Source organism: Aquipseudomonas guryensis (assembly GCF_014164785.1).
GTDB classification, from domain to species: Bacteria; Pseudomonadota; Gammaproteobacteria; order Pseudomonadales; family Pseudomonadaceae; genus Aquipseudomonas; species Aquipseudomonas guryensis.
Genome location: NZ_JACJFN010000001.1, coordinates 1,640,450 through 1,660,345, shown reverse-complemented (window position 1 = coordinate 1,660,345; position 19,896 = coordinate 1,640,450). Strand labels below are relative to the sequence as shown.

The 19,896-nt window shown below is 63.5% G+C and carries 16 protein-coding genes; 11 read left to right on the top strand and 5 right to left on the bottom strand.

Features of this window, described 5'->3' with window-relative positions; all coding sequences use genetic code 11:
* Positions 1 to 235: 235 nt before the first annotated feature.
* Together H3H45_RS07475 and H3H45_RS07470 are read right to left on the bottom strand one after the other, a co-directional pair.
* On the bottom strand, positions 236 to 865 hold the full coding sequence (locus tag H3H45_RS07475; RefSeq protein WP_182833064.1) for a response regulator: 630 nt from the start codon (positions 863 to 865) through the stop codon (positions 236 to 238).
* Positions 862 to 3,261 (bottom strand): PAS domain-containing sensor histidine kinase, encoded by a 2,400-nt coding sequence (locus H3H45_RS07470; RefSeq protein ID WP_182833063.1) that lies wholly within the window; start codon positions 3,259 to 3,261, stop codon positions 862 to 864. The genes H3H45_RS07475 and H3H45_RS07470 overlap by 4 nt, the downstream gene beginning before the upstream one ends.
* 123 nt (positions 3,262 to 3,384) lie before the next feature.
* Here H3H45_RS07470 and H3H45_RS07465 point away from each other — a divergent pair, with 123 nt between their 5' ends.
* Positions 3,385 to 4,461: an alpha/beta hydrolase family protein gene (locus tag H3H45_RS07465; protein ID WP_328822270.1), complete on the top strand. Its 1,077-nt coding sequence runs from the start codon at positions 3,385 to 3,387 to the stop codon at positions 4,459 to 4,461.
* Positions 4,462 to 4,471: 10 nt separating this feature from the next.
* On the opposite strand, the gene H3H45_RS07460 is transcribed toward H3H45_RS07465, so the two are convergent.
* The 3 genes from H3H45_RS07460 to H3H45_RS07450 are packed head-to-tail and all read right to left on the bottom strand — an operon-like array spanning position 4,472 to position 6,931.
* Positions 4,472 to 5,236, bottom strand: a complete 765-nt coding sequence (locus H3H45_RS07460; protein WP_182833062.1) for a TerB family tellurite resistance protein — start codon at positions 5,234 to 5,236, stop codon at positions 4,472 to 4,474.
* Between the two features lies 1 nt (position 5,237).
* A complete protein-coding gene (gene murU, locus H3H45_RS07455; RefSeq protein ID WP_182833061.1) occupies positions 5,238 to 5,909 on the bottom strand; it encodes an N-acetylmuramate alpha-1-phosphate uridylyltransferase MurU in 672 nt (223 codons plus the stop codon).
* Positions 5,906 to 6,931 (bottom strand): aminoglycoside phosphotransferase family protein, encoded by a 1,026-nt coding sequence (locus H3H45_RS07450; protein WP_182833060.1) that lies wholly within the window; start codon positions 6,929 to 6,931, stop codon positions 5,906 to 5,908. The genes murU and H3H45_RS07450 overlap by 4 nt, the downstream gene beginning before the upstream one ends.
* A 127-nt stretch (positions 6,932 to 7,058) precedes the next feature.
* On the opposite strand from H3H45_RS07450, the gene H3H45_RS07445 reads away from it, so the two are divergent.
* The 10 genes from H3H45_RS07445 to H3H45_RS07400 all read left to right on the top strand — a co-directional run bounded on the left by H3H45_RS07445 (position 7,059) and on the right by H3H45_RS07400 (position 19,827).
* A complete protein-coding gene (locus H3H45_RS07445) occupies positions 7,059 to 9,833 on the top strand; it encodes an LPS-assembly protein LptD (protein WP_182833059.1) in 2,775 nt (924 codons plus the stop codon).
* Positions 9,814 to 11,106, top strand: a complete 1,293-nt coding sequence (locus tag H3H45_RS07440) for a peptidylprolyl isomerase (protein WP_182833058.1) — start codon at positions 9,814 to 9,816, stop codon at positions 11,104 to 11,106. Before H3H45_RS07445 ends, H3H45_RS07440 begins: the two co-directional genes overlap by 20 nt.
* Before the next feature lie 118 nt (positions 11,107 to 11,224).
* Positions 11,225 to 12,217: a 4-hydroxythreonine-4-phosphate dehydrogenase PdxA gene (gene pdxA / locus H3H45_RS07435; RefSeq protein ID WP_182833057.1), complete on the top strand. Its 993-nt coding sequence runs from the start codon at positions 11,225 to 11,227 to the stop codon at positions 12,215 to 12,217.
* Between the two features lie 117 nt (positions 12,218 to 12,334).
* On the top strand, positions 12,335 to 13,147 hold the full coding sequence (rsmA, locus tag H3H45_RS07430) for a 16S rRNA (adenine(1518)-N(6)/adenine(1519)-N(6))-dimethyltransferase RsmA (RefSeq protein WP_182833056.1): 813 nt from the start codon (positions 12,335 to 12,337) through the stop codon (positions 13,145 to 13,147).
* Between the two features lie 30 nt (positions 13,148 to 13,177).
* Positions 13,178 to 13,558, top strand: coding sequence for a Co2+/Mg2+ efflux protein ApaG (apaG, locus tag H3H45_RS07425; RefSeq protein ID WP_182833055.1), 381 nt, complete (start codon positions 13,178 to 13,180; stop codon positions 13,556 to 13,558).
* Complete coding sequence (locus H3H45_RS07420; RefSeq protein ID WP_182833054.1) at positions 13,558 to 14,382, top strand: symmetrical bis(5'-nucleosyl)-tetraphosphatase; 825 nt, start codon at positions 13,558 to 13,560, stop codon at positions 14,380 to 14,382. The genes apaG and H3H45_RS07420 overlap by 1 nt, the downstream gene beginning before the upstream one ends.
* The gene (gene glpE / locus H3H45_RS07415; protein ID WP_182833053.1) at positions 14,379 to 14,708 is read left to right on the top strand and encodes a thiosulfate sulfurtransferase GlpE; all 330 of its coding nucleotides are present in this window, start codon (positions 14,379 to 14,381) and stop codon (positions 14,706 to 14,708) included. The genes H3H45_RS07420 and glpE overlap by 4 nt, the downstream gene beginning before the upstream one ends.
* A 275-nt stretch (positions 14,709 to 14,983) precedes the next feature.
* A complete protein-coding gene (locus H3H45_RS07410) occupies positions 14,984 to 16,906 on the top strand; it encodes a PrkA family serine protein kinase (RefSeq protein WP_182833052.1) in 1,923 nt (640 codons plus the stop codon).
* 72 nt (positions 16,907 to 16,978) lie between these two features.
* Complete coding sequence (locus tag H3H45_RS07405; RefSeq protein ID WP_182833051.1) at positions 16,979 to 18,250, top strand: YeaH/YhbH family protein; 1,272 nt, start codon at positions 16,979 to 16,981, stop codon at positions 18,248 to 18,250.
* A gap of 11 nt (positions 18,251 to 18,261) precedes the next feature.
* Positions 18,262 to 19,827 carry a SpoVR family protein gene (locus H3H45_RS07400; RefSeq protein WP_182833050.1) on the top strand — a complete coding sequence of 522 codons (1,566 nt, stop codon included), beginning with the start codon at positions 18,262 to 18,264 and terminating at the stop codon, positions 19,825 to 19,827.
* Positions 19,828 to 19,896 lie beyond the last annotated feature (69 nt).

Below are 19,896 nucleotides of genomic sequence, written 5' to 3'. Positions count from 1 at the left end.
ACCACACCCGTGTTCTTGTCTGCCATGGCTACAGACTAGAGAGGCGGGGGCGCCGCGCAAATCGGGCGGTATGACTGATTGCTATAAGGCTAGAGGAAAGCGCGATGTAGGGATCGCCCTACACCGCCCCACCACACCATCCCGTAGGAGCCAGCTTGCTGGCGATCCGATGGCTCGACTGGGCGCACAGATCGCCAGCAAGCTGGCTCCTACAGAAGAGGGCGTGCGCGGCGCATCAAACCAGCTTGTGCTCCATCGCGTACTTCACCAGGTCAGCCACCGAATGGCTGCCGAGCTTTTGCATCAGGCGCGCCTTGTGGGTGCTGACGGTCTTGCTGCTGATCGACAGGTGCACGGCGATTTCGTTGACCCCCTCACCCTGCACCAGGCGCTCGAACACCGAGAACTCGCGCTCGGAGAGCTGCGCATGGGGCGGTCGCGAATCGGTAAGGCCGACCTCGAAGACCATGCGGTCGGCCAGGTCCGGGTCGATATAGCGCCCACCCGCGGCGACCTTGCGGATGGCGGTGAGCAGCAGCGCCGGGTCGCTGTCCTTGGTCGCATAGCCGGCTGCGCCGATCTTCAATGCGCGCGCGGCCATCTGCGCCTCGTCGTGCATGGACAGCACCAGCACCGCCGGCGGATTGCTCAGCGCACGAATCCGCGGAATCGCCTCCAGGCCGTTGACCCCGGGCATGGAGATATCCAGCAGCACCACCTCGCAGGCCGTGTGGCGCAGGGTCTCCATCAGCTGCTCGCCGTTGCAGGCCTCGCCCACCACCTGCAGGTCCTTGGCCAGGCCGATCAGCTGCTTGATGCCCTCGCGGACGATGGTGTGGTCTTCGGCTACCAGTACTCGAATCACGCGTTTTCCTCTTGATCATCCAGGGCCACCCGCACGCTGAGGGTCACGCCCTCGCCCGGCTGGCTGTCGATATGCAGCGTACCGCCGAGCATCAGCACCCGCTCGCGCATGCCGACCAGGCCAAACGATTGCGCGCGCGCCGCCTGCGGGTCGAAACCGCGGCCATCGTCGCTGACGCTCAGGCATAGCTGGTCGCCCTCCACGCTCAGGCGCACGGCCACAGTATGCGCCTGGGCGTGGCGCAGGACGTTGGTCAGCGCCTCCTGCAGCACGCGGAACAGGCCGATCGCCTTGGCATCGGACAGTGCCGGCAACTGCTGCTCGGGGACCTCGACCAGACAGGGAATCTGGCTGCGCGCCTCGAAACGGCGTGCCTGCCATTCGATGGCCGAGGCGATGCCGGCATCCAGGATCGGCGGACGCAGGGCAGTGGCCACGTCGCGCACCAGCTGGAACAGGTTGGCGATCAGCTTCTTCATGCTCTCCAGCCGCTCGCGCAAACCGCCGTCCAGCTCGCCGTAGGCCAGCTCGCACATCGAGGTTTCCAGCTTGAGCACGGTGAGCACCTGACCCAGCTCGTCGTGCACCTCGCGGGCGATGCGCGCCTTCTCCTCCTCGCGCACGCTCTCCAGATGCGCCGACAGGTCGCGCAGCTGAGCGCGCGATTCGGCCAGTTGCAGCTCGATCTGCTTGTTCTCGCTGATGTCCCAGACCATGCCGTCCCACACCACATGCTCATCATCCAGATGGCGCGCGCGCGCCTTGATGTCGGCCCAGCGCACGCGGCCGTCGCGGGTGAGGATGCGTCCCTGCCACTGCCAGTCACTAGCCGCCGCGATAGCCGCATCCTGGGTGGTGTGATAACGCGCCCGATCATCCGGGTGGACCAGGCTGCGAATGCCGAAATCGGCCGCCATGATCTGCGCCGACGGATAGCCAACCAGCTGCTCGCTGCCCTCACTGATGTAGGCAAAGTCTACCGGCGCGCCAGGCAGCGGACGCTCCAGGCGAAACACCAGGCCCGGCACGTTGCTGGCGATGCCCTTCAGGCGCGCCTCGCTTTCCTCAAGCGCCGCATGGGCACGGCGGCGCTCGGTGACATCGGTGATGTACACCACCAGGTACTCGGCATCGCGAAACCTCAGGAAGCTCAGTGACACATCCGCCGGCATCAAGCTGCCGTCGGCGCGCAGGCAGTTGCTCTCGAAGCTCAGCGCGGCCTCGTCACGCGAGCGCACCCGGCGCCACAGGTTGAGCCAGCGGTCCATACTCAGGTTCGGCTCGATCAGCTCCAGCGGCCGCTCGACCAGCGCCTCGCTGCTGTAGCCAAGCATCTGCGCCACCGCACGGTTGGCATAGCGGATGTGGCTGTCCCAGTTGACCCAGAGGATGCCCACGGTGCTGTGGTCGATGGAAAACTGGGTCAGGCGCAAGGCCTCCTCCGCCGCTTCGCGCAGGGCCAGGGCCTGGCGTGCATCGAGCAGGCGATGCTCAAGACGCGAACGCTGGCGGCGCAACACGGCCAGCAGGGCCAGGCTGACCAACAGCAAGGTGCCTAGCAGCAGACTGAGGTTGCGCCAGAAACGCGGCGAGTCCTTGATGCCCGGCTTCTGCGCGGTCAGCCAGCGGCTCTGCAACTGTTCCAGAGTCTGCGCCGGCAGGGCATGCAGGGCCTCATCGATGATCGTCGCCAGTTGCGGCCAGTCGCGCCGGGTGCCGATGCGCAGCAGTTGCGGCAGGCCGACATCGCCGACCACCTGCAAAGTGGCGAACTCGCTTTCCTGGCTCAGCCGGCTGAGCTGCGCTTGATCGACCACGGCGAAGCGCGCCTGCTGTTCCAGCACCGCCTGCAGCGCCTGGCGATCGGACGGCTGGGGCAGCAACCTGAGATTGAAATAGTTGCTGCGCAGGTAGTCGGCCGCACTGCTGGGCATGCGCGTGGCGATCACATCCGTGGCGCCGAGCTGCTCCAGTTCGATGGCCACCGTGCCCAGGCGCTCGCCCACCAGCAGGTGCGGAATGCGCAGGTAAGGGTCGGAATACAGCCATTGGCGCAGCCCCGCCGGGGTCTGGCTGAGGCCGGGGGCGAGATCGACCTTGCCGGCGCGCAGCGCCTCCTCCAGCGCCTGCTGATCAGGGTAGCCACGCCAGCTGAACTGGACCGGCAGGCTCTTGCCCAGCGCCTCGAACAGCTCGACATTCAGGCCACTCAGTTGCTGCTGGCGGCGCGTGAATTCGGCATAGGGCGCCTGCAGCACCACGCCAACGCGCAGCCGCGGGTGCTCGGCCAACCAGGCCCGCTGGCTCTCGTCCAGCGCCAAGCCATCACCCGCCGCTGCCGCCCACAGCCAGGGTGACAGCAATACCAGCAACCCGCCGAACAGCACTTGCCTCATCTGCACATCAATCGTCCGTCAGCCGAGTTTTCATCGCCATACCTTACTCCTGAGCTACGGTTGCCAGGCAAGCCACACCTGACAAATCGCGGGTGAGCGCTTAGTCTGCTGGAATCAGCCGCCATGCAGATGTCTGTGATGCCCAACCTCCTGCGCCCGACACTTATCACTGCCGCCCTGGGCCTTAGCGTGCTACTCGCCAAGCCCGTGCTGGCCGAAGAAGCCCCGGCGACAACAGCGCCAGCCGCTGAAGAAACGGCTCCGGCGACAGACACTGCAACGCCACCCGCCGATGCTCCGGCGACCGAGCGAGCGCCCCTGGAAGAGCGCAGCGTCGAAGCGGCCAGCGCCCTCGAACGCCAACTGCCGCAAGACGAGCAACAACAGCTGAAGGCGGGTGACGAGACATTTCTGGCCCTGTGGAAACCGGCCAATGTCGGCGAACCGACTGGCGTGGTGATCCTGGTTCCTGCCAGTGGGGAGAGTGCAGACTGGCCGCAGGCTATCGGCCCGTTGCGCAGCAAGCTGCCAAATGCGGGCTGGAGCAGCCTCAGTCTGACCCTGCCGGATCTGCCGCAACTCGCGCCGGCAGTGACTGCGGTGACAGTCGATACCACCACGCAGCCCAGCGCTGCCAGCGCGCCGGCGGATGCTGCCGCAACGGATAACCAGGAGACTGCGGATAGCGCCAGCGCAGATGCTGCGGTAGATGCCACTACGCCGCCGGCCACCCCGGACAGCAGCGCCACAGCACCAGTCCCGGATGTTGACCCGGCACCGCGCATCTTCGCCCGCATCCAGGCGGCCATCGCCTTTGCCGAACAGCAGCAGGCAAAAGCCATCGTCCTGCTTGGCCATGGCGACGGTGCCTACTGGGCCGCCCGTTTCATCGCCGAGCAGAAGCCGCCACAGGTAGAGCATCTGCTGGTAGCCGCACCGGCCTTGCCGGAAGGAATGAAGCCGCCACTGGAAGAACTGCTGCCTGGACTGCAACTGCCCACTGGCGACTTCTACTACAAGGATCAAAGCAGCGACCGCAGCGCGGCCACCCGCCGTCTGCATGCGAGCAAGCGCCTGCAGCACAAGGCCTACACCCAGATAGCGCTGAAAGCCCTGCCGGGCAATCCGGGTGCGGAGCAGGAACAGCTGTACCGGCGCATTCGTGGCTGGCTGGACAAGGTGTTGCCGGCGAAGAAATAAGCCTGAGCCGTTAGCGAAAGCCACGCCGCGAGCGAATCAACTCATAGGCCTGGTGCAGTTCGCTGGTGCGCTCAGTGGCCGCGCGAATCTGTGCGGGGCTGGCGCCGCCACCGGCCAGCTTGTCCGGGTGATGCTGGCTGAGCAGCTTGCGGTAGGCACGTTTGATCGCCGCCGGCTCACTGCTGTTCTTTACCCCGAGCATGCGCAAGGCCGCCTGGTAGTCGCCGGGAACCGGGTCGACCACCCGCCGGCTCGGCTCATATTCATCGGCCAGGGCATTCAGGTCATCACGCACCCAGCCCAACCAGCTGCCCCATTGCTGGATCAGCTCATACTCCTGCTCACTGACCCGACCATCGGCCCAGGCCATGCGCCAGCAACTGCGCAGCAGCACTTCGGCCCGCTCGGGACGCCGCCGCAAACCCTGCAGATGCTCCTCGAAACTGTCCGTCATCAGCTTGCCCCGGCCGAAAGCCTCCATCGCCCGCTGCCGTGCCGTCTCGCCCAGGCGCAGACGCTGCATCTCCTGCCGTGCCGCATGGATATGCACCTGCAGCACGCGACCACCACACTTGGCCAGACGCCCGAGGAGCATGAACAGCAGCTCATCGTCATCCAGCCTGGGCGACCAGAACAGGGCACGCAGGCTGGCCCAGGAGTTCAGCTTGAGGCGCCGATCGAGCACCTGGCCGAGCAGGCCACCGAGCAAGGCGCCAGGAATACTGGCCAGCGCCCAGCCAGCCAGAACACCGAGCACGGTTACCGGCCAGAACATATCAGCGCCCCGCCGCCAACAGCTGCTCGACCTCGGCCAGGCGCTCGTGGGTGCCAACATCCACCCAGCGCCCGTGGAAGTGCTCGCCCGTCACCTGGCCGTCCGCCATCGCCCGGCGCAATAAAGGCGCCAGTTTGAATGCGCCAGGCTGGCAACCAGTAAACAGCTGCGGATGCAGCACGGCAATGCCGCTGTAGGTCAGGCTCGGCTGGCCGGCGACGGCATCCCTGACGCGGCCATCCTGCAAGTGGAAGTCGCCAGTCGGGTGATGGGCCGGGTTATCCACCAGCAGCAGATGGGCCAGCCCCAAAAGCGGCTGACGCACCCGGGCGAAGTCGAAATCAGTCCAGATATCGCCATTGACCACCAGGAACGGCTCGTCACCCAGCAGCGGCAGGGCGCGGAAGATGCCGCCGCCGGTTTCCAGCGGTTCACCTTCGGCGGAGTAGCGGATGCTCAGGCCGAACCGCGCGCCGTCGCCCAGGTAGTCCTCGATCTGCTGGCCCAGCCAGGCATGGTTGATCACCAGTTCACGAAAACCGGCCGCCGCCAGGGCCCGCACATGGAACTCGATCAGCGGCACACCGCCAGCGCGTACCAGCGGTTTGGGGGTATGCAGGGTCAACGGGCGCAGGCGTTCGCCCTTGCCGGCGGCCAGGATCATCGCCTTCATGCCGGCTGACTCTCCCGCTGCGGCAGGCTGGCAAGCAGCTCGCCGAGTACTGCCAGCTCGGGACGACGCGCCAGCACCGCTTCTATATAGGTGAAGAAACGTGGCACATCGCCCAGGTACTTGGGTTTGCCGTCGCGGTGGCAGATGCGCGCGAAGATGCCGATCACCTTGAGGTGACGCTGCACGCCCATCAGGTCGCTGGCCCGGTGAAAAGCCGCGAAGTCGGCCGGCAGTTCGATGCCGGCCGCCCCCGCCAGTTGCCAGTAGCGCTGCAGCCAGGCCAGCACACGCTCTTCCGGCCAGCTGAGGAAGGCATCCTTGAACAGGCTGGTGACGTCGTACGTGACCGGGCCGTGCACCGCGTCCTGAAAATCCAGCACGCCCGGGTTGGGTTCGCTGAGCATCAGGTTGCGCGGCATGTAGTCGCGATGCACCAGCACCCGCGGCTGGGCCAGGGCGCTGTCGATCAACAGGTTGCAGACCTGCTGCCACTGCGCCTGCTGCGCGGCATTCAGCTCGACGCCCAGGTGACGCTGCAGGTACCAGTCGGGGAACAGCTGCAGCTCGCGGCGCAGCAGGGCGTCGTCATAGGGCGGCAGCTGGCCGTCGACCGGCAGTTTCTGCAAGGTCACCAGCGCCTGCAGAGCATCCTCGAACAACGCATCGGCATTGTCCGCATTGAGCACTTCCAGCCAGGTCTGCCGGCCCAGGTCGTCGAGCAACAGGAAGCCGCCCTCGACATCGGCAGCGAGAATCCGCGGCACGTGTACGCCAGCGGCGGCGAGCATGTCGGCCACCTTGACGAAGGGCCGGCAGTCTTCCTGGGGTGGCGGCGCATCCATGACAATCAGGGTGCGCCCGGCCCCCTGCCAACGGAAATAACGACGAAAACTGGCATCGCTGCTGGCCGGGGTAAGCTCGGCATTGGGCACAGCGCCCCAGCCTTCGGCAGTGAACAACGCGGGCAAACACTGCTCCAGCCAGCCCTGCAGCAGCTGGAAGCGTACATCTTGATCAGGCATTACAAGGGTCTCCGACGGCGCTAGCCGTTGCGCGGGTCATGCTTTATTATCCAGCATCTTTTTTCGCCCATCGAGAGGCGTGCGGCCCCCGCGGGTCGAAGGCGCGCAGGAAGCCCGGACTAACAAGATGGCAGTAAAAATCCCCGTGTTCCGTAAAAAATTCCCACTGCTGGTCACCGGCAGCCTGCTGGCCATGCAGCCAGTAGCCACTCCTTTGGTTATTGCCGCCGAGCAGTTCGACTGCCAGGCCTCCACCTCCGGTGGCTGGGCTTGCACGCCGAAAGCCGACAGCAGCGCCCAGTTGCCGCGGCCGCAGCATACCGCGACTGCGGTCAGTGCAGTCGCCGGTTCCGCGAAGTCTGCCGACGGCGAAAGCGCTGGCGAGCAATCGCAGGCCGTACTGGTTACCGAAAGCGAGGGTAAAGCCCTGAGCAGCCGCAGTGCGGACTACAGCCATCTCGACTGGGTGCCGCGCGACAAGCTTTCCGCGGCCCAGCTGGCCGAAGTCGGCCCTTACTGTGCCGGCTCCTACATCGAACCCCTGCGCCCTGGCATGAGCGACGACACGCCGATGGACGAGGCGCCGATGTTCGTCTCCGCCAAGGCCTCGCGCTACGCCCAGGAAACCCAGACCGCCACCCTCGCCGGTGACGTAGTCATCCGCCAGTCCGGCATGCAGATCGAGGCCGACGAGGCCAGCCTGCACCAGACCGAGAACCGCGGCGAGCTGACTGGCAACGTGCGCCTGCGCGACCAGGGCACTCTGGTGGTGGGCGACCGCGCCGAGATCCAGCTGGACAATGGCGAAGCCAAGGTCGAGAACGCCGAGTACGTGCTGCACAAAGGTCACGTGCGCGGCAGTGCGCTATACGCCAAGCGTGAAGACAGTGCGATCATCCGCCTCAAGGATGGTACTTACACCCGCTGCGAACCGGGCAGCAATGCCTGGAACCTAAAGGGCAACAACATCAAGCTGAACCCGGCCACCGGTTTCGGCACCGCGACCAACGTGACGTTGCGGGTGAAGGACATTCCGGTGTTCTACACCCCGTACATCTATTTCCCGATCGACGATCGCCGCCAGTCCGGCTTCCTCGCCCCGAGCATTGGCTCGTCGAGCGATACCGGCTTCCTCCTGGCCACCCCGTACTACTTCAACCTGGCGCCGAACTACGACGCCACCCTGTACCCCACCTACATGAGCAACCGTGGCTTGCTGCTGGAAGGTGAGGGGCGCTACCTGACCAAGAGCAGCGAAGGCCAGATCGGCGGCGCCTGGCTGGATGACCAGGAAGACGAGCGCAAGCTGCAGTCCGAATACGAAGACCAGCGCTGGATGTACAACTGGAAGCACAAGGGCGGCCTCGACTCGCGCCTGCTGGCGGAGGTCGACTACACCGACATCAGCGATCCGTACTACTTCCAGGATCTCGACAGCGACCTGGAGATCAGCCGCAGCACCTTCGTCAACCAGCAAGGCGCTCTGACCTACCGCGGCGATAGCTTTACCGCACGCCTGAATGCGCATGCCTATGAACTGGCCACGGTCACCGACATTACGCCTTATGACCGCCTGCCGCAGATCACCTTCAATGGCGCACTACCATTCCAGCCGGGCGGGCTGAACTTCGCCTACCAGACCGAGTTCGTGCGCTTCGACCGCGACCTGCGTAGCGGTAACTTCAGCGATGAAGATGGCAATCTGGAGCCTTGGTACGACACCCGGATCAAAGGCCTGGCCCGCGCCAATGGTGATCGCGTCCACCTGGAACCGGGCGTCAGCCTGCCGCTGAACTGGACCTGGGGTTACGTCAAGCCGACCATCAAGTACCTGCAAACCAACTACGATCTGGATCTGGATCAGCGCGGAGAAGACACTCTGCTCGCCGATCAGGAGTACAGCAGCAGCCAGAACCGTGGTGTCGGCCTGTTCAGCCTGGATAGTGGCCTGTACTTCGACCGCAACACCTCGCTGTTCGGCACCAACTACCGGCAGACCCTGGAGCCGCGCCTGTTCTACCTCTATGTCCCCGAGGAAGACCAGACCGACATCCCGGTCTTCGACACCAGCGAGTCGACCTTCAACTACGCCTCGCTGTTCCGCGAGAACCGCTTTACCGGCAAGGATCGCATCGGTGACGAAAACAAACTGTCGCTGGGCGTAACCAATCGCTGGATCGAATCGAATGGCTTCGAGCGCCAGCGCTTTAGCATCGGCCAGGCTATCTACTTTGCTGACCGCGAAGTTCAGTTGCCAGGTATCAATTACGAGACCCGTACTGATGCACAAGCGAATGTATCCCCCTACGCGCTTGAATACCTTTACCGCTTCAACCGCGACTGGCGCTTCTCGTCTGACTTCAACTGGGATCCGGATAGCAGTAGCACTCGCTCCGGCAGCGCCATGTTCCACTACCAGCCGGAAGCCAACCCGAACAAGGTGATCAACGCCGGCTATCGCTACCGCAACGATGCTGTCCGCTACGACCAGTCCACGGGTGAGTGGAAAGTTGGCGGCGGTGACTTCGGTACCCCTGGAAGCGCTAACTACATCAAGGACTACTACAAGGTCGATCAACACGACTTCTCGATCATCTGGCCGGTCATCCCGCAGTGGAGCGCCATCGCCCGCTGGCAACATGACTACAACCAGAACCGTACGCTCGAAGCCTTCGGTGGTTTCGAATACGACAGCTGCTGCTGGAAACTGCGCCTGATCAATCGTTACTGGATCGACTACGACGAATACAGTCTGAACCCGAGCCAGAATGATCAACCCGACCGCGGTATCTTCCTGCAGATCGTCCTGAAAGGGCTCGGTGGCGTGGTAGGTAACAAGGCGGAAAGTTTCCTCGACCAAGGTATCCAGGGTTATCGTCAACGTGAAGATCAAGCTTTCTGATTGCCTGCGCCCGCTGCTGCTGGGCGCCGTTTTTCTCGGTTCTGCAGTACAGGCCGAGATCCAGTCCCTCAATCGCGTGGTCGCCATCGTCGATAACGACGTGATCATGCAAAGCCAGCTGGATGCCCGTGCCCGTGAGGTGCAACAGACCATCGCCAAGCGTGGCGCGCAGCTGCCGCCGACCGATGTGCTCAACCAGCAGGTACTCGAACGCCTGATCGTCGAAAACCTGCAGCTGCAGATCGGCGAGCGTTCAGGTATTCGCATCACCGACGAAGAGCTGAACCAAGCGATGGCCAGTATTGCCCAACGCAATAACCTGACCCTTGAGCAGTTCAGCGCCGCTCTCCAGCGCGACGGTCTGTCCTACAACGATGCTCGCGAGCAGATTCGTCGTGAGATGGTCATCAGCCGCGTGCGTCAGCGCCGTGTGGGAGAACGCATCCAGGTTACCGACCAGGAAGTGAAGAACTTCCTCGCTTCCGACCTGGGCAAGATGCAACTGTCGGAAGAATTTCGTCTGGCCAACATCCTGATTCCGCTGCCCGAGGGTGCCTCTCCGGAAGCCATCCAGGCGGCAGCACGCCGCGTCAGCAGCCTCTATGATGAGCTGCGCAACGGCGGGGATTTCGCTCAGTTGGCCATCAGCAACTCGGCCAGTGAAAACGCTCTGGAAGGCGGCGAGATTGGCTGGCGCAAAGCCGGTCAACTGCCACCACCACTGGATGAGCTGATCAGCGCGCTGGCTCCCGGTGAGATCACCGAACCGATTCGCACACCCAACGGTTTCATGATCATCAAGCTGCTGGAAAAGCGCGGTGGTAGCAGCGTGGTAAGCGATGAGGTGCATGTGCGCCACATCCTGATCAAGCCCAGTGAAATCCGCAGCGAAACGGAAACCCGTCGTCTGGCCGAGCGCCTGTATGAGCGCATCGTTTCCGGTGAAGATTTTGCCGAGCTGGCGAAAAGCTACTCCGAGGACCCAGGCTCCGCACTGAATGGCGGCGACCTCAACTGGATCGACCCCAGCACCCTGGTCCCCGAGTTCCGCGAAGTCATGGCCAAGACCTCCAGCGGCGAGCTGTCCAAGCCATTCAAAAGCCAATACGGCTGGCACGTCCTGGAAGTGCTCGGTCGTCGCGCCACTGACAACAGCGAGAAGTTCCGCGAGCAGCAGGCGATGAATGCCCTGCGCAATCGCAAGTACGAAGAAGAGTTGCAGGCCTGGTTGCGCCAGATCCGCGACGAGGCTTACGTCGAGATCAAGCTCTGATTGGGCTTGCTGTAATACCCAAGCCCGGCATTGCCGGGCTTTTTTTCGCCACTAATTTTCAGCGTAGAGTGTTGGCTTGCGGCGCCACGACCAACACCACCCAGAAGAGAACCTGCCGATGACCACCGCCCAGCTTTTCGCCCTGACCCCTGGTGAGCCAGCCGGCATCGGCCCGGATCTGTGCCTGTTGCTGGCCCGAGCTGCCCAGCCTCACCCCCTGGTCGCCATTGCCAGCCGTGAGCTGCTGAGCGAACGGGCAGCCCTGCTGGGCCTGCGGATCGACCTGTTGGCGGCAGCGCCAGGCAACTGGCCGAGCCAACCTGCGCCGGCCGGCAGCCTGTATGTCTGGGATACCCCGCTGCAAGCCAAGGTTCGCCCCGGCCAGCTCGATTCCAGCAACGCTGCCTATGTCCTGCAAACCCTGACCCGTGCCGGCCAGGGCTGCCTGGATGGCGACTTCGCCGGCATGATCACCGCCCCCGTACACAAGGGCGTAATCAACGAAGCGGGCATCGCCTTCTCCGGACATACCGAATTCCTTGCCGAGCTGACCCACACCGAGCAGGTGGTGATGATGCTGGCCACCCGCGGCCTGCGCGTGGCCCTGGTGACCACCCACCTGCCGCTCAAGGATGTCGCTGCCGCCATCACCGCCGAGCGCCTGGCGCGAGTCGCGCGCATCCTGCACGCCGACCTGGTGCAGAAGTTCGGCATCGCCCAGCCACGCATCCTGGTCTGCGGCCTCAATCCCCATGCCGGCGAAGGCGGCCACCTGGGCCGCGAGGAAATCGAGGTGATCGAACCGACCCTCGAACTGCTGCGCGGCGAAGGCCTGAACCTGATCGGCCCGCTGCCGGCCGACACCCTGTTCACCCCCAAGCACCTCGATCAATGCGACGCAGTGCTGGCCATGTACCACGACCAGGGCCTGCCGGTGCTCAAGTACAAGGGCTTTGGCGCGGCGGTCAACGTCACCCTAGGTCTGCCGATCATCCGCACCTCAGTCGATCACGGCACAGCCCTGGACCTGGCCGGCAGCGGCCAGATCGACTGCGGCAGCCTGCAGGTGGCGCTGGAAACCGCCTACCAGATGGCCGCTAGCCGTCGCTGAAGCCGCGTAGACCTGCATTGCCCGGCGCAGCGCATACGGCCTGCGCCGGCATTGCTGTTAAACTGCGCCTCTTTGCATTCGCTTCAAGCGCGCAGCTTGAAGCCTGGAGCTGTCCCGATGTCCGAATACCAACACCGCGCGCGCAAGCGCTTTGGCCAGAACTTCCTGCATGACGCCGGGGTGATCCACCGTATCCTGCGCGCCATCCATGCCCGCGAAGGCGAGCGCCTGCTGGAGATCGGCCCAGGCCAGGGCGCCCTGACCGAAGGCCTGCTGAGCAGCGGTGGCCAGCTCGATGTGATCGAGCTCGACCTCGACCTGATCCCGATCCTGCAGGGCAAGTTCGGTCACCTGAGCAACTTCCGCCTGAACCAGGGTGACGCACTGAAGTTCGACTTCAACCGTCTCGAAGCCGCACCGCACAGCCTGCGCGTGGTCGGTAACCTGCCCTACAACATCTCCACGCCGCTAATCTTCCATCTGCTGGATAACGCCCCCTTGATCAGCGACATGCACTTCATGCTGCAGAAGGAAGTGGTCGAGCGCCTGGCCGCCGAGCCGGGCGGTGGCGACTGGGGCCGCCTGTCGATCATGGTCCAGTACCACTGCCGCGTGGAGCATCTGTTCAATGTCGGCCCGGGCGCGTTCAATCCGCCGCCCAAGGTCGACTCGGCCATCGTCCGCCTAGTGCCGCACGACGTACTACCGTTCCCGGCCAAGGATCATCGCCTGCTCGAACGGGTGGTGCGCGAAGCCTTCAACCAGCGTCGCAAGACCCTGCGCAACACGCTCAAGGGCCTGCTCAGCAGCGCCGAGATCGAGGCCGCCGGCGTCGATGGCAGCCTGCGCCCGGAGCAACTCGACCTGGCTGCCTTCGTGCGCCTGGCCGATCAGCTCGCCGCGCAACCCAAGGTCCAGACCCAGGACTAAACTGCTTTACAGCTTCCCGAGTTGCCGCCCATGTCCGATTCGCGCTACCAGGTCGACGTCAGCGTCGCCACCCGCTATCTGCCGGAGCAATCCAGCCCGGAGCAGAACCGTTTCGCCTTCGCTTACACGGTGACCATCCACAACAACGGCGAGGTGGCCGCCAAGCTGCTCAGCCGCCACTGGATCATCACCGACGGCGACGGCCGCGTGCAGGAAGTCCGCGGTGCCGGGGTGGTCGGCCAACAGCCGCACCTGCAGCCAGGCGAGAGCCACACCTACAGCAGCGGCACGGTGATGGCGACCAAGGTCGGCAATATGCAGGGCAGCTACCAGATGCTCGCCGACGACGGCAAACGCTTCGATGCCACCATCGCCCCCTTCCGCCTGGCCATGCCCGGAGCCCTGCACTGATGGCAACCTACGCCGTCGGTGACCTGCAGGGCTGCCTACAACCGCTCAAGTGCCTGCTCGAACGCGTCGTCTTTGACCCGGCCAAGGATCGCCTGTGGCTGGTGGGCGATCTGGTCAACCGCGGCCCGCAGTCGCTGGAAACCCTGCGCTTCCTCTACACCATGCGCGACTCACTGGTCTGCGTGTTGGGTAACCATGACCTGCACCTGCTGGCCGTGGCGCACAACATCGAGCGCCTGAAGAAGAACGACACCCTGCAGGAAATCCTCGACGCCCCGGATCGGCAGAACCTGCTCGACTGGCTGCGCCAGCAGAAGCTGATGCATTACGATGCCGAGCGCGATATCGCTCTGGTGCATGCCGGCATCCCGCCGCAGTGGACCGTGGAGAAAGCCCTCAAGCGCGCCGCCGAAGTCGAGGAAGCCCTGCGCGACGACGCCCGCCTGCCGCTGTTCCTCGATGGCATGTACGGCAACGAGCCGGCCAAGTGGGACAAGGACCTGCATGGCATCCCCCGCCTGCGGGTGATCACCAACTACCTCACCCGCATGCGCTTCTGCAAGGCCGACGGTACCCTCGACCTGAAGAGCAAGGAAGGCGTGGATACCGCGCCACCCGGCTACGCCCCCTGGTTCAGCTACCCGCAGCGCAAGAGCCGCGGGCGCAAGATCATCTTCGGCCACTGGGCGGCGCTGGAAGGCCAGTGTGACGAGCCCGGCCTCAGCGCCCTGGACAGCGGCTGCGTGTGGGGCGGCGCCATGACCCTGATGAACATCGACAGCGGCGAACGCCACCGCTGCGACTGCCCGGAGAACACCCCATGAGCGAATTCAAACGCATCCCGCCAGAACAGGCCCAGACCCTGCGCGAGCAAGGCGCCGTAGTGGTCGATATCCGTGACCCGCAGAGCTTCGCTAATGGCCATATCAGCGGTTCCCGGCACCTGGACAACCACTCGCTGGCCGACTTTATCGCCAAGGCCGACTTCGACCAGCCGCTGATCGTCACCTGCTACCACGGCAACTCCAGCCAGAACGCAGCGGCCTACCTGGCGCACCAGGGTTTCGCCGAGGTCTACAGCCTGGATGGCGGCTTCGACCTGTGGCGCAGCCAGTTCCCAGGCGAAGTAGCCCAGGGCAACGCCGAGTAAAAATTTTCTGCGCGGCGCAACCCCGCGCCGCGCCTGCTCCCCAGGGCATTGCCGACGAGCGGTAATGTTCTGTCACCCTTACGCCATCCTTGCCCCTGCCGAATCCGAACTACTCTTAGGTCGAGGCCATCCAAAAGGGAGAGCCGGCACACCGGTTCCGGGCCATCGGTAGCGTTTTTTGGTGTTCTGGGGGTTTCTAACGGCCGACGCGTCGACCTCCTCTGCACCCGCCCGAATGACCCTTGCCGGCTCCATGCAGCGAGCGAGGTGCAGTTATGAGTATATTCAGCCACTTCCAGCAACGCTTCGAATCGACCCGCCAGGAGGAATATTCCCTTCAGGAATACCTCGAACTGTGCAAAACGGATCGCAGCGCCTACGCCACAGCATCCGAGCGTCTGCTGATGGCCATCGGCGAGCCGGAGCTGATCGATACTTCGAGCAATTCTCGGCTGTCGCGCATCTTTTCCAACAAGGTGATCCGTCGCTACCCGGCCTTTGCCGACTTCCACGGCATGGAAGAGTGCATCGACCAGATCGTCTCCTACTTCCGCCATGCCGCTCAGGGCCTGGAAGAGAAGAAACAGATCCTCTATCTGCTTGGCCCGGTCGGCGGCGGCAAGTCCTCGCTGGCAGAGAAGCTCAAGCAGCTGATGGAAAAAGTGCCCTTCTACGCGATCAAGGGCTCGCCGGTATTCGAGTCGCCGCTGGGGCTGTTCAATGCCAGTGAAGATGGTGCCATCCTCGAAGAGGACTACGGCATCCCGCGGCGTTACCTCAACAGCATCATCTCGCCCTGGGCGACCAAGCGCCTGACCGAGTTCGGTGGCGACATCAGCCAGTTCCGCGTGGTCAAGCTGTACCCCTCGATTCTCAATCAGATCGCCGTGGCCAAGACCGAACCGGGCGACGAGAACAACCAGGACATCTCCGCACTGGTCGGCAAGGTGGATATCCGCAAGCTGGAGGAATTCCCGCAGAACGACGCCGACGCCTACAGCTACTCGGGCGCCCTGTGCCGGGCCAACCAGGGTCTGATGGAATTCGTCGAGATGTTCAAGGCGCCGATCAAGGTCCTGCACCCCTTGCTCACCGCCACCCAGGAGGGCAACTACAACAGCACCGAAGGCCTCGGCGCGATCCCCTACAGCGGCATCCTGCTGGCCCACTCCAACGAGTCCGAGTGGCACAGCTTCCGCAACAACAAGAACAACGAGGCGTTCATCGACCGCATCTACATCGTCAAGGTGCCGTACTGCCTGCGCGTCACCGACGAGGTGAAGATCTACGACAAGCTGCTGTTCAACAGCTCGCTGGCCAAGGCCCACTGCGCCCCGGACACCCTGAAGATGCTCGCGCAGTTCTCCGTACTGAGCCGCCTGAAGGAACCGGAGAACTCCAACATCTACTCGAAGATGCGCGTCTACGACGGCGAAAACCTCAAGGACACCGACCCCAAGGCCAAGTCGATCCAGGAGTACCGCGACACCGCCGGCGTCGATGAAGGCATGAACGGCCTGTCGACCCGCTTCGCCTTCAAGATCCTGTCCAAGGTATTCAACTTCGACCCCCACGAGATCGCCGCCAACCCGGTGCACCTGCTGTATGTGCTGGAGCAGCAGATCGAGCAGGAACAGTTCCCCGCCGAAGTGCGCGAACGCTACCTGCGCTTCATCAAGGAGTACCTGGCGCCGCGCTACATCGAGTTCATCGGCAAGGAAATCCAGACCGCCTACCTGGAGTCCTACAGCGAGTACGGGCAGAACATCTTCGACCGTTACGTGCTGTATGCCGATTTCTGGATTCAGGATCAGGAATACCGCGACCCGGAAACCGGCGAGATCCTCAATCGCGTGGCCCTCAACGAGGAACTGGAAAAGATCGAGAAGCCGGCCGGCATCAGCAACCCGAAGGATTTCCGCAACGAGATCGTCAACTTCGTGCTGCGCGCCCGCGCCAACAACAACGGCAAGAACCCGACCTGGCTCAGCTACGAAAAGCTGCGCGTGGTGATCGAGAAGAAAATGTTCTCCAACACCGAGGATCTGCTGCCGGTCATCAGCTTCAACGCCAAGGCGAGCAAGGAGGATCAACAGAAGCACAACGACTTTGTCACCCGAATGGTCGAACGTGGCTACACCGAGAAGCAGGTGCGCCTGCTGTCCGAGTGGTATCTGCGGGTTCGCAAGTCGCAGTAACCCGTTGCCGGCGCCCCACCGTGGCCGCGCCGGCTGCCGCGGGCCTATAGGCCCGCGCGCTAAGGAGACGTCATGAGCTATGTCATCGACCGGCGCCTGAATGGCAAGAACAAGAGCACGGTGAACCGCCAGCGCTTCTTGCGGCGTTACCGTGACCACATCAAGAAGGCCGTGGAGGAGGCCGTCAGCCGGCGCTCCATCACCGACATGGAGCACGGCGAACAGATCAGCATTCCCGGCCGCGATATTGACGAGCCGGTGTTGCACCATGGCCGCGGCGGCAAGCAGACCACCGTGCACCCCGGCAACAAGCAGTTCAGCGGCGGCGACCATATCCCCCGCCCCTCCGGCGGTGGCGGCGGGCGCGGTGCCGGCAAGGCGAGTAATTCCGGCGAAGGCATGGACGAGTTCGTCTTCCAGATCACCCAGGAGGAGTTTCTCGACTTCATGTTCGAGGATCTGGAACTGCCCAACCTGGTCAAACGTCACCTGACCGGCAGCGACACCTTCAAAACCGTGCGCGCCGGCATCAGCAACGAAGGCAACCCGTCACGCATCAACATCGTACGCACCCTGCGCTCGGCTCATGCGCGGCGCATCGCCCTGTCGGGCAGCAGCCGCGCCAAGCTCAAGCAGGCCCTGGCCGAACTGGAACGCCTCAAGCTGGAAGAGCCGGACAATTTCAGTGACATCCAAGCACTGGAAGAAGAAATCAGCAAGCTGCGCGTACGCATCAACCGCGTGCCGTTTCTCGACACCTTCGACCTCAAGTACAACCTGCTGACCAAGCAGCCCAACCCCAGTTCCAAGGCGGTGATGTTCTGCCTGATGGACGTATCCGGCTCGATGACCCAGGCCACCAAGGACATCGCCAAGCGGTTCTTTATCCTCTTGTATCTGTTTCTGAAGCGGAACTACGACAAAATCGAGGTGGTGTTCATCCGCCACCACACCAGCGCCAAAGAGGTCGACGAGGAAGAGTTCTTCTACTCGCGCGAGACCGGCGGCACCATCGTCTCCAGCGCGCTGAAAATGATGCAGGAGATCATGGCCGCGCGTTACCCGATCAACGAATGGAACATCTACGCCGCCCAGGCGTCGGATGGCGACAACTGGAATGACGATTCGCCGATCTGCCGCGATATCCTGATCAACCAGATCATGCCGTTCGTGCAGTACTTCACCTACGTCGAGATCACCCCGCGCGAGCACCAAGCGCTGTGGTTCGAGTACGAACAGGTCGGCGAAACCTATGCCGACACTTTCGCCCAGCAGCAGCTGGTCTCGTCCGCCGACATCTACCCGGTGTTCCGTGAACTGTTCCAGCGCCGCCTGGTGACCTGAGGGGAACCGCGATGACCGCATCCGAGAAAAAACGCCAGCCGATCTCCACAGGCTCTGAGTGGACCTTCGACCTGGTTCGCCAGTACGACCGCGAGATAGCGCGCATTGCCGAGCGCTATGCCCTGGACACCTACCCCAACCAGATTGAAGTGATCACCGCCGAGCAGATGATGGACGCCTACGCGTCCGTCGGCATGCCCCTGGGTTATCACCACTGGTCCTACGGCAAGCACTTCCTCGCCACCGAGAAGGGCTATTCGCGCGGGCAGATGGGCCTGGCCTACGAGATCGTGATCAACTCCGACCCGTGCATCGCCTACCTGATGGAAGAGAACACCATGTGCATGCAAGCACTGGTAATCGCCCATGCCTGCTACGGCCACAACAGCTTCTTCAAGGGTAACTACCTGTTCCGCACCTGGACCGACGCCAGCTCGATCATTGATTACCTGGTGTTCGCCAAGCAGTACATCATGCAGTGCGAGGAACGCCACGGTATCGACGCGGTGGAAGACCTGCTCGACTCCTGCCACGCCCTGATGAACTACGGGGTCGACCGCTACAAGCGGCCCTACCCGATCTCCGCCGAAGAGGAGCGCCGGCGGCAGAAGGATCGCGAGGAACACCTGCAGAAGCAGATCAACGACCTCTGGCGCACCATCCCCAAGGGCGCCAGCAAAGGCCACGATCAGGACAACAAGCGCTGGCCGGCCGAACCGCAGGAGAACATCCTGTACTTCCTCGAGAAGCACGCGCCGCTGCTGGAACCCTGGCAGCGCGAGGTGATCCGCATCGTGCGCAAGATTGCCCAGTACTTCTACCCGCAACGCCAGACCCAGGTGATGAACGAAGGCTGGGCGACCTTCTGGCACTACACCCTGATGAACGATTTGTACGACGAAGGCCTGGTTACCGATGGCTTCATGATGGAGTTCCTCCAGTCGCACACCAGCGTGATCTACCAGCCCGGCTTCGACAGCCCCTACTACAGCGGCATCAACCCCTACACCCTGGGCTTCGCCATCTACTGCGACATCCGCCGGATCTGCGAACACCCCACCGAGGAAGATCGCCACTGGTTCCCCGACATTGCCGGCAGCGACTGGCTGTCGACCCTCAAGTTCGCCATGGCCAACTTCAAGGACGAGAGCTTCATCCTGCAGTTCCTCTCGCCCAAGGTGATCCGCGACCTCAAGCTGTTCAGCGTGATGGACGACGACCAACAGGACGACATGCTGGTGCCGGCCATCCACGACGAGCCAGGCTATCGCATTATCCGCGAGACCCTGGCCGCCCAGTACAACCTGGGCAACCGCGAACCCAATGTGCAGATCTGGAGCGTCGACCGCCGCGGTGACCGTTCGCTAACCCTGCGCCACCAGCAGCACGACCGCAAACCGCTGGGCGATTCCACCGGCGAGGTGCTCAAGCACCTGCATCGCCTGTGGGGCTTCGACATCCACCTGGAAGTCCGCCAGGGCGAACAGGTCGTCGGCATGCAGCACGTGCCGCCGCGCAACGAGCAGGATGCCGAGAGCGAGTACCCGCGCCTGGATCTGGTGATTCCGCCGATCTGAGCCCCTGCTCGACCACGCAAGCCCGTACCTGCAGGCAGCAGGTACGGGCTTTTTCGCTTATCCTCCGCA